Consider the following 12,284-nt stretch of genomic DNA (forward strand, 5'->3'; position numbering starts at 1 on the left):
CAGCGTCGCCATGCCCGCATGCCACGGCATACACATGCGCGCCGTACACATGCATGCTGCACACCGGTGTGGGCATACTGGCGGCAACACGACAGGATCCCATCGCATGGCCATCGCCCAGCTCCGCCTGCTCGCCTTCGCCGGCAGCCTGCGCCGTGAATCGTTCAATCGCCGCCTGATCCCGGTCCTGGCCGAAGGCGCACGCGCCGCCGGCGCCGAGGTCAGCCTGATCGACCTGCGCGACTATCCGTTGCCGGTCTACGACGGCGATATCGAGGCCGCCGGCATGCCGGAGAACGTATACCGCCTGCAGGATCTGCTGGCCGAGCACGACGGCCTGCTGATCAGTACGCCCGAGTACAACGGTTCGATGCCGGCCTTGGTCAAGAACACCCTGGACTGGATTTCGCGTCCGACCGAGCCCGGGCCATCGGGAACGACGCTGTTCCGCGGCAAGGTCGCCGGCATCGTCTCGGCCTCGCCGGGCCCGCTGGGCGGGCTGCGCTCGTTGCTGGTGCTGCGCGACGCGCTGGCCAAGCTCGGCCTGGTGGTGGTGCCACAGCAGGTCGCGGTGGGGCAGGCCGGCGAGCGCCTGCCGGAGACCGGCATGCTGGCCGACGAGCGTCTGCGCGCGGGCGTGCACGGCGTGGGCGCAGCGGTGGCCGAGCTCGCGTTCCGGCTCAAGGGAGGGGTCGATGAGCGGTGAGCAACGTGAACTGAAGCCGCGCGAACTGACGATGCGCTTCCTGGCCGAACCGACCGACGTCAACTACGGCGGCAAGGTCCACGGCGGCGTGGTGATGAAATGGATCGACCAGGCCGGCTATGCCGCCGCGGTGGGCTGGAGCGGGCGCTACAGCGTGACCGTCGCGGTCGGCGGCATCCGCTTCGTCGCGCCGATCCGGACCAGCGACCTGGTCACGGTGCGGGCCAAGCTCGTGCACACCGGCACCACCAGCATGCATTTCGCGATCGACGTGACGGCACGCGATCCGATGGGCGGAGAAAGCCGCCTGTGCACCCATTGCGTGATCGTGTTCGTTGCACTGGACGGAGTGGAAGGCTCACCAACCCCGGTGCCGCCGTGGACGCCGATCAATGAGGTGGACAAGAGCCTGGCCGAATACGCGCTCAAGGTGATGGCGCTGAGCAAGGGCATCGAGGACACCGTGGCCCGATACCGCCACGCGGCGGTGGAAGGCTGAATCGCGTGCTGCGAATGAAAAAGGCCGCTCCGGGCGGCCTTCACTGATTCAGATGCCTTCGACTTCGACCCGTCGTGCCTGCATGAAGCGGTTGCTCCAGTAGCCGCTGTCGAGGCGGGACACGCTCACCGACTTGCCGCGACTGGGGGCATGCACGAAACGGCCTTCACCGAGGTAGATGCCGACATGGTCGACACGGCCCCGGCGGCCGAAGAACACCAGGTCGCCGGCGGCCATCTCTTTGCGATTCTTGACGGCCTGGCCGTTACGGGCCTGATCGCGGGAAACGCGTGGCAGCTCGATGCCAAGTGCATGGCTGAAAACGTACTTGACCAGACCGCTGCAATCGAAGCCGCGCTCGGGGCTGGTGCCTCCCCAGCGGTACGGCGTGCCGAGCAGGGCAAGGGCCTTCTGCAGCACGGTGCGGGTGGGGCTTTCGTTCTTTCCGTCCAGCGTCTGTTCGGGCTCATCGGCCTCTTCGTCGGCCATATCGGTGGCGAGCAGGCGGTTGAGATCGGTGGCCAGCAGCAGGGCCCGGTCGGACATGCCCATCGCCTCAGGCAGCATCGGGCGGGTGATCGCCGAAGGCAGGTCGGCCGAATCGGCCGCCAACGAGGACATGGGCAGCTGCTGCGCCAGCACCGGTGCCGCCAGCAGGGCCAGCAGGGCGGTCAGGAAGAGGCGGGTAAGGGGCCGCGTGAGGCGGTGGGCGAACTGGCCGGGGCGGGCGATGGGGCCGGGGCCATGTCGAGGTACGTCGGATTTCACGCGGCGATCACTAAGTTGCGACCGCGCGATAATGCCTGTCCGTCACAACTTGAATGTTTACTATTCGTTAAATAATAGTTAATTTAATGGATGAGCGTCACGTTTCCTGCGGTCTGGCCTTTTTCCAGTCATTGCAGCACACGCCTGGCACCGGAGTAATGGCTGCGCCAGTAGTTGCCATCTAGATGGTCGAGCCGGACCGTGCCGCCGGTGCTCGGCGCATGCACGAAGCGACCTTCACCGACGTAAATGCCGACATGGGTGACTTTGCCGCGGCTGCCGAAAAACACCAGGTCGCCGGCCGTCAGCTTCGACGGCGCGATCTTTGGCCCCTGGTAGCCGGCCAGCTGGCTGGCAGTACGCGGCAGGCGCAGGTCCAGCATGTCGCGGTAGACGTAGTTGACCAGCCCGCTGCAATCGAAGCCGCCTTCGGGCGTGTTGCCGCCATAGCGATACGGCGTGCCGACCAGGCTGATCGCCCGCATCAGCACGGCGTTGGCGGCGGCCGGGTCGGAAGGGGGCACCACGGCCCAGGTCCGGGTGGAGTCGGCGGGTACCGGCGCACGCGTGCGCTTGCTGCCACAGCCGGCGAGCAGGCCCATGCACAGCACGGAAGCCAGCAGCACGGCGACGGGGAAAGGGCGGCGCGTACTCGCTGGCGCCGGATCGATGTTGCCGGGATAATGCGCGGTCCTGTCCACGGGCCATAGCTTGGCTGCTGGACGGCGTGGCGACAAGTTTCGCTGCAACAATCCACCCACCCCGTGCTGCTGATGGCAACTGCTGCCGATGGCAAGCCGGGCATCCATTTCATTCCGGTCCGCCGCCATGCGGTGGCCATGCCAGAGTCGCCATTGCCATGAAGATCGAGAAAGACCGCGTCGTCCACTTCCACTACACCGTTTCCGAGCAGGGCCAGGAGCCGCTGGAAAGTTCGGAGGGGCGCGATCCGCTGGTGATCCTGATCGGCCACAACAACATCATCCCGGGCCTGGAGCAGGCGATGGACGGCCGTGAAGCCGGCGACAAGTTCGAGGTCGACGTGTCTGCCGCCGACGCCTACGGCGAGATCAAGGAAGGCCTGACCCAGCGGGTGCCGAAGAAATACTTCAAGGGCCAGAAGATCGCCCCGGGCATGCAGGCGATCCTGCAGACCAACTTCGGCCCGCGTGCGGTAACCGTTTCCAAGGTCGGCATGAGCGTGGTCGACGTCGACCTCAACCACCCGATGGCGGGCAAGGACCTGCACTTCGCGGTCGAAATCGTCGACGTGCGTGAGGCGAGCGCCGAGGAGATCGAGCACGGCCACGTGCACGGCGAGGGCGGCGTGGAGCACTGACCGGCACTCGAACTGATGATCGGAAACGGCCCGCTTCGAGCGGGCCGCTTCTTTTGGTTCTTCTCTTGATGGTTCTGTTGCCAGGAGCGGGGCGTCCAGTGGAAGCCTGTGGCCGCGGCGATGCGGGATCCCATGCCGGACGCTGCCTGTGCCCGAAGCTGCCTCCCCGGCAGGCCGGATAACCGCCTCTCCCGCATACACTTCCCGCTCATTCGATAATTTACGGGCAGGGGGAAATGGAAGCAGGACTGAAAATGGGGGCGCCGCCACAACAAAGAATGCTGCAACCCACCGGCGCAAACGAACGTCTGGGGTCGCTGGACGTCCTGCGTGGCTTTGCCCTGTTCGGCATTGCGTTGATGAACGTCGAGTTCTTCACCTCGCCGCTGGTCGCGCGGGGCGACGGCATCGATCCGGCGGCCAGCGGCCTCGACTGGCTGGCCGACGCCTTCGTCTACGTGTTCGTCACCGGCAAGTTCTGGGCGCTGTTCGCGCTGCTGTTCGGGATGGGGTTCGCGGTAATGCAGCAGCGGGCGGAAGCGGCCGGGCGGCCATTCGCGCCGGTCTACCTGCGCCGCAGCCTGGGCCTGCTGGCGATCGGGTTCGGCCATGCCTGGCTGCTCTGGGCCGGCGACATCCTGCTCGCCTATTCGTTGGCAGCGCTGTTGTTGCTGGCCTGCTTCGCCCGCGCGCCGACGCGTGGTCTGTGGGCCTGGGGAGGCGGCCTGTACTACGGCATCGTCGGGATGGTGGCGGCTTCGGCATTGCTGCTGGGTGCGATGGAGGCACTGGGGGTGGCGATGGACGAGCAGGTCGTGGACGCCGGCAGGTTGGCGTTCCGTGAGGAAGAAATCGCCACCTACAGCGCTGGCAGTTATGCGGCTGCGACAGCGTTCCGCTTGCGTTTCCTGCTGGATGTGTTTGGCGAAATGCTGTTTTTCCTGCCGATGGCGCTGGGGGTGTTCGCATTCGGCGCCTGGCTGGTGCGCTGCGGGGTGATGGCCGATCCGGAGGCGCACCGGCGGTTGTTTCGCGGGTTTGCTTTCATCGCCTGGCCGACGGGGTTGATGCTGACGCTGATTTCGGTGGCGATCGATCCTGCGCCCGACCTGTTGTCCGAAGCGCTGGCCCGGCCGATGTGGGCATCGACGTTGCAGATGGCGGGGGCGCCGCTGATGATGCTCGGCTACTTCGGGGCGTTCATGTTGTTCCTGCAGCGCGGGGCACGCTGGCCCGGCGTGCTGGCGCCGGCAGGGCGCATGGCGCTGACCCTGTACCTGATGCAGTCGGTCATCGGGACACTGGTGTTCTACGGCTACGGTCTGGGCCTGTGGGGACAGGTCGGCCGCACAACGCAGATACTTGGCGTGGTCGTGGTCTTCGCCGTGCAGGTAGCGTTGGCCCATGCATGGATGGCACGCTTCCGCTTCGGGCCGGTCGAGTGGCTGTGGCGTGGCCTGACCTACCTGCGACTGCCGCCGATGTGGCGACAGCCCAACTGAGTTCTCCTCTGCATGGCACAACACGAAGACGTGGTGATCGTGGGCGCGGGCGTGATCGGCCTGGCCTCGGCGTTGGCGTTGCTCGAATCCGGGCGCGGAGTGAAGGTGATCGACGCCGGACGCATCGGTGGCGGCACCTCGCATGGCAACTGCGGCACCATCACCCCCAGCCATGCGCCCCCGCTGGCCGCACCCGGCATGGTGGCCACCGCGATCAGGTGGATGTTCACCCCGGATGCACCGTTGTACGTCAAGCCCCGCTTCGACCCCACCCTGTGGCGTTGGATGCTGCATTTCGCCGCGCGCTGCAACGAGCGCGACTGGCGTGCCAGCGCGATCGCCAAGGGGGCGCTGCTGAACGATTCGAGGACCCGCCTGGAAGAATGGACGGACCGTTTCGGGTTGCAGTGCGAGTTCCGGGCCTCGGGCGAGGACTACGTGTTCCGCGACCCGCGCGAGCTGGAACATGGCCTTAAGGAAGTCGCGCTGTTGCGCGAGCTCGGGGTGCCGGTCGAGGTCGTCGACGGTGCCGCCTACGAGGCAATGGAGCCGGCGCTCAAGCCCGGCGTGGCCGGCGCGATCCGCTTCGACGGCGATGCCTCGTTGCGCCCGGATCGCTATGTCGCCGAGCTGGCCCGGGCGGTGCGTGAGCGCGGCGGAGTGATCGTCGAGCATTGTGACGTGACGGCGGTCGATGCCGCCGCGTCCGGCTTGCGCGTCGATACCGTGCAGGGGCGGCTGCAGGCGCGTGATGTGGTGCTCGCGATCGGCGCCTGGTCGCCGCAGCGTGCCGATGCATTCGGCGTGCCGGTGCTGAAGCGGGTGCTGCAGCCGGGCAAGGGGTATTCGATCACCTACAGCCGGCCTGCACTCGTACCAAGGCGCCCGCTGGTGCTTCACGAGCGCTCGGTCTGCGTGACGGTATGGGAGCAGGGTTTCCGTCTCGGCAGCACCATGGAGTTTTCCGGCCACGACACCACCCTCAACCCGCGCCGGCTGGCCGCGCTGGAAAAAGGCGCGGCGGAGTACCTGCACGAACCGGTTGGCCCGGAAGTCGTCGAGCGCTGGTACGGCTGGCGTCCGATGAGTCGCGATGATGTGCCGGTGATCGGTGCGGTGCCCGGCCGCGCCGGCCTGTGGGTCGCTACCGGCCACGGCATGATGGGGGTGAGCATGAGTGCCGGTACCGGCCAGCTGCTGGCCGATCTGATGATGCAGCGGACACCGGCGGTCGACCCGGTGCCGTTCCGGATGGAACGCTTCGTCCGCTGATGCGGGTACACGAGGCAATCCCGGGCTGGTAGAAAGTAGGTCGACCCCATGCCCGCGAGGCCGCCGTGTCCCAGCCCTCTGCCGCCACCTCCTGTGCCATTGGTGACTTCGACCTGATCGTGATCGGTGGAGGCTCAGGTGGCCTGGCCGGCGCCTTCCGTGCCGCCGAACATGGTGCTCGTGTCGCCCTGCTGGAACCGTCTGCACTGGGGGGCACCTGCGTCAACGCGGGATGCGTGCCGAAGAAGGCGATGTGGCTGGCGGCCGAGGCCGGTCGCCGGCTGGGCATGGCGGAGGCGTTGGGTTTCCCGATGCCGGCCCGCCCGCTCGACTGGCCGGCCTTCATTACCCACCGCGAGCGCTACATCCACAACATCCACCAGAGCTACCGGCGACGCCTGGACGCGGCCGGTATCGTGCATGTCGTCAGTCGCGGACGTCTGGTCGCACGCGATGCATCCGGCAGGAGCGTGGTCGAATGCGACGACGGCCTGCGCATGCAGGCGCCGCGGCTCCTGATCGCGACCGGTGGGCATGCGCTGCGTCCCGACATCCCGGGAAGCGGACTGGGGAGCGTGTCGGACGACTTCTTCCAATGGCGTGCAGCGCCGGAGCGGGTGGCGATCGTCGGAGGTGGCTACATAGGAGTGGAGCTGGCCGGTGTGCTGCAGCAGCTCGGCAGCCATGTCGACATGCTGGTGCGTGGGGAACGGTTGCTGCGCGGCTTCGACGGGGTGGTTACCGACCAGCTGGCCGACGACTACCGCCTGTCCGGCGTGCGGCTGCACTTCGGCCGCGAGGCTGTGGAGGTGGCAAAGGCCGAAGGCGGCCTGCGCGTGCGGGATGGCAACGGCGACTGGCATGGGCCGTATGACAAGGTGCTGTTTGCCACGGGGCGCGCCCCGAACACGGCCGGACTTGGACTGGAGACGGCGGGCTTGGCCACCGATGCAGGCGGTCACATCAAGGTCGATGCAGGCCATGCAACGAATGTCCCGGGCATCTACGCGGTCGGCGACGTGACGTCCGGCCTTGCGTTGACCCCGGTCGCGATCGCCGCCGCACGCCGTCTGATGTCCCACCTGTTTGGCGGCGCCCCCGATCCCACGCTCGACCAGACCGATGTGCCGACCGTGGTGTTCTCGCATCCGCCACTTGCCACCGTCGGCCTGACCGAGGCGCAGGCCCGAGAACGCCACGGCGACGACGTGCACGTGTACACAGCCGCTTTCCGGCCGATGCTGGAAGCGCTGGTCGACGGTTCGCAACGCAGCCTGTTCAAGCTGGTCTGCGTCGGCGACGAACGCCGCGTGATCGGCCTGCATCTGCTCGGCGACTCCGCCGACGAGATCCTGCAGGGCTTCGCGGTCGCGCTGAAAAAGGGTGTCACCCTGCAGGACCTGCAGGACACCGTCGCGATCCACCCGACCAGTGCGGAAGAGGTCGTCTTGATGCGGTAAGCCAGCTTCTTCCCGTGTCCCAGCAGACTTTCCGGAAGCCGGTGGCCGTGGGTTTGCGTGACCTTCCGCAACATGGATGTTGCGGAAGAGCCCCCATGGACGGGTTCACGGCGTGTCACGCAAACCCATGGCCATCGGCTTCCATGCAGACCATCCTGGTTTCGGGTGAAGAAACTAGAATGTCCGCATGAAAGCCGAAACCTACACCCTCCACTGCGGCACCGCGCCGCTGCTGATCAGTCTTCCGCATGACGGCAGCCTGATCCCGGATGACATCGCCGTGCGCATGGTTCCACCGGCCCGTCGCGCACCGGATACGGACTGGCACGTCGCGAAACTCTACGATTTCGCCCGCGAACTCGGCGCCTCCATCCTCGTCCCGCGCTACTCGCGCTACGTCGTCGACCTCAACCGCCCGCAGGATGACGTCTCCCTGTACCCCGGCCAGAACACCACCGGCCTGTGTCCCACCGTGCAGTTCAGCGGCGAACCGGTCTACCTCGACGGCCAGGCCCCGGACGAGGTCGAGGTTGTCGCCCGTGTCGAGACGTATTGGCGTCCGTACCACGACGCCCTGCGAACCGAACTCGACCGCCTGCGCGCCGAGCACGGCCGCGCGGTGCTGTGGGAAGGCCACTCGATCCGCAGTGTCGTCCCGTTCCTGTTCGAGGGCCGATTGCCCGATCTCAACCTGGGTACCGCCGCCGGCACCAGCTGCTCGCCCGCGCTGCAGGCGAAACTGGAGGCGGTGATGGCAGCGCAGCCCGACTACACCCACGTCAGCAACGGCCGCTTCAAGGGCGGCCACATCACCCGCCACTACGGCGACCCGGCCCACGGCATCGATGCGGTGCAGCTGGAACTGGCCCAGCTCAACTACATGGACGAGGACAGTTTCGAGTACCTCCCCGAACGCGCCATGCGTCTGCAATCCCTGTTGCGCCGGCTGCTGGAAAGCACGCTCCCGTAGGGCATGGTTTGAGCCGGACGATCCCGGCATGGAGGCCGACGCCGATGGGTGTGCTCCTGGTCGGTCGGTGCTGAGACCGCGACCGGTTCTCGCATCTGTCATGGCATGCTTACGCAGTCAGTGGAGAAGCGCTCGGGAGGGGGTATGCAGTTGTTCCTGCAGGTCGTGGGTGCGGTGGTGGTGTTCGTGGTGCTCCTGTTGGTGCTGGGGTACTTCGCGTTCCGATTCTGGATCCGCTGGAAGCTCGGTCCCCAGGCCGCTGCGCTGATGAAACTTGGGGTGCAACCGATAGCCGCACGGGTCAGTCTGGTCCGGAGCGAAGATGAGCATCAGCAGGATGGAACGGCGTCGCTGATCGCCGATTTCAAGGCGGCAGGATATGTCGCGGTGGACACGTTCGACGTTCCTGAAATGGAAGGCATGCGGCTCTGGGCCGGCTTCCATCCGGCAGAAGGTTTTGCCGTGGCGGTGTATGACCATGCCGTGCTTCCGCCATGGTTCGACTTGGTCCGCGTCTACGAAAGCCTAGACACCGACACGGTGACATCGACCGACAAACACGACCCCCGGCATACGCCGCCGGCATGCACCACGACGGCCGATCCGGAACTGGAGCCCGCGCAGGCGCATGCGTTGCTGAATTCCATGCCAGTGCGCGCGCCGGTGGTGCGGGTCGACCACCGCAATTGGGTCAAATGTTTCACCGATGCCTATGCGCGCGTCATGGACCATATCCTGGCATCGGGCGGGCCAGACATGGAGGCACTGGATCGCAACGTCGAGATGTTCGGCGGCCCGCGCGACCTGGATGAGGAGCAGAAACAGCAGGCACTGGAAATGAGCCGGGCCAGCCATATCGCTGCACTCGAATCGGCGCTGATCGACCGCTTCCTGGAAACCGGTACGGTTACCGCCCACGAATGGCGGAATCTGGAACCGCGAGTCGTCGTCGTGCACGAGCGGATGGATGCGGAGGGCGCGGTCGAACTGGCGCTGGACTTCAGCAACTGGCCGGATGCACATCCGCCGGTTGCGGACCTTGTTTCCCGCCTGGCCGATACACCAATCGAGCTGTTCGAGGCCATCGGCGAGATATTGCCGATGGCGGCACGCTATCGGCTGCTTGGCGAGGTGGATAGACCGGTCCGCGGACGGGTCTACCTGGCGCCGGGCTGAGCCGAGTGCTGCTGCCGGAGCGCTGAGGCTTCAGACCTCCAGTGTCGCCAAGTCGCCCTTGGCTTCCAGCCACGCCTTGCGGTCCGACGCGCGCTTCTTGCCCAGCAGCATGTCCATCAGCGAGCGGGTGCCATCGGCATCCTCGACGGTCAACTGCACCAGGCGGCGGGTGTCCGGGTGGATGGTCGATTCGCGCAGCTGCGAGGGGTTCATCTCGCCCAGGCCCTTGAAGCGGGTCACGCTGACGGCGCCGGCCGAGCCCTTCTTCTTCTCGGCCTTTTCGCGCTCGATCTTCTCCAGCAGGATGCGCTTTTCCTCCTCGTCGAGGGCGTAGAACACCTGCTTGCCGAGGTCGACACGGAACAGCGGCGGCATCGCCACGAACACGTGCCCGGCCGCGACCAGCGCCGGGAAGTGCTTCAGGAACAGCGCCGTCAGCAAGGTCGCGATGTGCAGTCCGTCGGAGTCGGCGTCGGCGAGGATGATGACCTTGCCGTAGCGCAGGCCGCTGATGTCGTCCTTGCCCGGGTCGCAGCCGATCGCGACCGCGAGGTCGTGCACTTCCTGCGAGGCCAGCACGCTGCCGGACGCGACCTCCCAGGTGTTCAGGATCTTGCCGCGCAACGGCATGATTGCCTGGAAGTCCTTGTCTCGCGCCTGCTTGGCGCTGCCGCCGGCCGAGTCGCCCTCGACCAGGAACAGCTCGGTGCGCGAGAGATCCTGGCTGGTGCAGTCGGCCAGCTTGCCGGGCAGGGCGGGGCCCTGGGTGACCTTCTTGCGGGTGACCTGCTTCTCGGTCTTCAGGCGCGCGCTGGCGCGTTCGATCGCGAGCTGGGCGATCTTCTCGCCGAGCTCGACGTGCTGGTTGAGCCACAGGCTGAAGGCGTCGTGCGCCGCCCCCTCGACCATGCCGGCGGCCTGCCGCGAACTCAGCCGCTCCTTGGTCTGGCCGCTGAACTGCGGGTCGGTCATCTTCAGGCTGAGCACGAACGACACCCGGTCCCAGACATCCTCCGGCGCCAGCTTCACCCCGCGCGGCAGCAGGTTGCGGAAGTCACAGAACTCGCGCAGCGCATCGGTGAAGCCGGTGCGCAGGCCGTTGACATGGGTGCCGTGCTGGGCGGTCGGGATCAGGTTGACGTAACTCTCCTGCACCAGCTCGCCCTCGACGACCCAGGCCACCGCCCAGTCGACGGTCTCGGTGTCCTTGCTCAGGTTGCCGACGAACAGCTCCGGCGGCAGCAGCTCGCGTTCGACCAGTTCGCCGCGCAGGTAGTCGCGCAGGCCGTCTTCGTAATGCCATTCGAGCTTCTCGCCACTGGCGACATCGAACAGCTTCACGGTCAGGCCGGGGCACAGCACCGCCTTGGCGCGCAACAGGTGCTTGAGCGAGCGCAGGTTGAACTTGGCGGTGTCGAAGTATTTCGGGTCCGGCCAGAACTGCAGGCGGGTGCCGGTGTTCTTCCTGCCGACGCTGCCGACCACGTCCAGCGCGCTGTCGCGGTCGCCGTCCCTGAACGACATCCGGTACTCGTTGCCGTCGCGTTTGATGAACACGTCGACCCGCTTCGACAGTGCGTTGACCACGCTGACGCCGACGCCGTGCAGGCCGCCGGAGAAGGTGTAGTTCTTGTTGCTGAACTTGCCGCCCGCGTGCAGGCGGGTCAGGATCAGTTCGACGCCGGGGATGCCTTCCTCGGGGTGGATGTCGACCGGCATGCCGCGACCGTCGTCGGCGACCTCGCAGCTGCCATCGGCGTGCAGGGTGACCTCGATCGACTTCGCGTGCCCGGCCAGTGCCTCGTCGACCGCGTTGTCGATGACCTCCTGCGCCAGGTGGTTCGGCCGCGTGGTGTCGGTGTACATGCCGGGACGGCGCTTGACGGGGTCCAGGCCGGACAGGACTTCGATATCGGCGGCGTTGTAGCGGGAACTCATCAAGGTGAACTCATCGGGATGGGCGATCTCGGGATGCGGCGAGGCGTGGGTGGATGGTCGGGGGGGCGGGCCGGAAATTCAACCGCGCCAAACCGGCTGCCCTGTGCTAGGCGCGAAGGCGGGGTATCCGCTTGATCGCGGTCAAGCGCCGGCTGCCCCGCTTCCGGCACTCTGCCGGCGTTTTCCACAGGGGGACGCCCATGACCGATACATTCAACGACCTGCAACGCAGCTATGGCCGCTGTCTGGCCGGACGAGGCTTCATCGAGCGCTTCTACGAGATTTTCATGGACAGCCATCCGGACGTCGCACCGATGTTCGCGAATACCGACTTCCGGACCCAGCGGCTGGCCCTGCGCCGCGGGATCAGCGTCGCGATCCTGCATGCCGGCGGCAGCACGATCGTTGGCCGCACCTGTACCCACATGGCGGCCGTGCACGGCCGACAGGGGCGGGCGCCGGTGCCGCCGGCGCTGTATCCGTACTGGGTCGACAGCATGCTGGCGGCGATCGCCGAATACGACCCGGAGGCAGACGAGGCGCTGCTGGCCCGCTGGCGACTGGCGATGTCGCGGGTGGTGGACTTGTTTTCCCGGCAGTACTGAGACGGCGGCCTGCCGCGCCGGGCGGGGCTTGGCGGGGCAAGCCGCATCC

Annotated in this window: 12 protein-coding genes; 9 read left to right on the plus strand and 3 right to left on the minus strand. The window is 66.8% G+C overall.

Annotation, left to right across the window (positions count from 1 at the left end):
* Window positions 1–106: 106 nt before the first annotated feature.
* Together FKV23_RS05400 and FKV23_RS05405 are read left to right on the plus strand one after the other, a co-directional pair.
* On the plus strand, window positions 107–706 hold the full coding sequence (locus FKV23_RS05400; RefSeq protein WP_208543246.1) for an NADPH-dependent FMN reductase: 600 nt from the start codon (window positions 107–109) through the stop codon (window positions 704–706).
* Window positions 696–1,205, plus strand: coding sequence for an acyl-CoA thioesterase (locus FKV23_RS05405; RefSeq protein WP_141622930.1), 510 nt, complete (start codon window positions 696–698; stop codon window positions 1,203–1,205). The genes FKV23_RS05400 and FKV23_RS05405 overlap by 11 nt, the downstream gene beginning before the upstream one ends.
* A 48-nt stretch (window positions 1,206–1,253) precedes the next feature.
* Here the strand turns inward: FKV23_RS05405 and FKV23_RS05410 are convergent, their stop codons facing one another.
* Together FKV23_RS05410 and FKV23_RS05415 are read right to left on the minus strand one after the other, a co-directional pair.
* Window positions 1,254–1,973, minus strand: coding sequence for a C40 family peptidase (locus FKV23_RS05410; RefSeq protein WP_244244108.1), 720 nt, complete (start codon window positions 1,971–1,973; stop codon window positions 1,254–1,256).
* 128 nt (window positions 1,974–2,101) lie between these two features.
* Window positions 2,102–2,674, minus strand: a complete 573-nt coding sequence (locus FKV23_RS05415; RefSeq protein ID WP_244244109.1) for a C40 family peptidase — start codon at window positions 2,672–2,674, stop codon at window positions 2,102–2,104.
* Window positions 2,675–2,832: 158 nt separating this feature from the next.
* Between FKV23_RS05415 and FKV23_RS05420 the strand changes: the two genes are divergently transcribed.
* The 6 genes from FKV23_RS05420 to FKV23_RS05445 all read left to right on the plus strand — a co-directional run bounded on the left by FKV23_RS05420 (window position 2,833) and on the right by FKV23_RS05445 (window position 9,692).
* Complete coding sequence (locus FKV23_RS05420) at window positions 2,833–3,312, plus strand: FKBP-type peptidyl-prolyl cis-trans isomerase (RefSeq protein WP_141622931.1); 480 nt, start codon at window positions 2,833–2,835, stop codon at window positions 3,310–3,312.
* Window positions 3,313–3,590: 278 nt separating this feature from the next.
* Entirely contained in the window at window positions 3,591–4,814 is a 1,224-nt protein-coding gene (locus tag FKV23_RS05425) for a DUF418 domain-containing protein (RefSeq protein ID WP_141622932.1), read from the plus strand.
* A 12-nt stretch (window positions 4,815–4,826) separates the two neighbouring features.
* A complete protein-coding gene (locus tag FKV23_RS05430; RefSeq protein WP_141622933.1) occupies window positions 4,827–6,086 on the plus strand; it encodes an NAD(P)/FAD-dependent oxidoreductase in 1,260 nt (419 codons plus the stop codon).
* Window positions 6,087–6,151: 65 nt separating this feature from the next.
* Complete coding sequence (gorA, locus tag FKV23_RS05435; protein ID WP_244244110.1) at window positions 6,152–7,546, plus strand: glutathione-disulfide reductase; 1,395 nt, start codon at window positions 6,152–6,154, stop codon at window positions 7,544–7,546.
* Between the two features lie 187 nt (window positions 7,547–7,733).
* Window positions 7,734–8,516 (plus strand): N-formylglutamate deformylase, encoded by a 783-nt coding sequence (hutG, locus tag FKV23_RS05440; protein ID WP_141622934.1) that lies wholly within the window; start codon window positions 7,734–7,736, stop codon window positions 8,514–8,516.
* Window positions 8,517–8,636: 120 nt separating this feature from the next.
* Entirely contained in the window at window positions 8,637–9,692 is a 1,056-nt protein-coding gene (locus FKV23_RS05445; RefSeq protein ID WP_141622935.1) for a hypothetical protein, read from the plus strand.
* Between the two features lie 30 nt (window positions 9,693–9,722).
* On the opposite strand, the gene parE is transcribed toward FKV23_RS05445, so the two are convergent.
* Window positions 9,723–11,630 carry a DNA topoisomerase IV subunit B gene (gene parE, locus FKV23_RS05450; protein WP_141622936.1) on the minus strand — a complete coding sequence of 636 codons (1,908 nt, stop codon included), beginning with the start codon at window positions 11,628–11,630 and terminating at the stop codon, window positions 9,723–9,725.
* A 200-nt stretch (window positions 11,631–11,830) separates the two neighbouring features.
* On the opposite strand from parE, the gene FKV23_RS05455 reads away from it, so the two are divergent.
* Entirely contained in the window at window positions 11,831–12,235 is a 405-nt protein-coding gene (locus FKV23_RS05455; RefSeq protein ID WP_141622937.1) for a globin, read from the plus strand.
* Window positions 12,236–12,284: the final 49 nt, after the last annotated feature.

This window comes from Lysobacter alkalisoli, from assembly GCF_006547045.1.
In the GTDB taxonomy this organism is placed as follows: Bacteria; Pseudomonadota; Gammaproteobacteria; order Xanthomonadales; family Xanthomonadaceae; genus Marilutibacter; species Marilutibacter alkalisoli.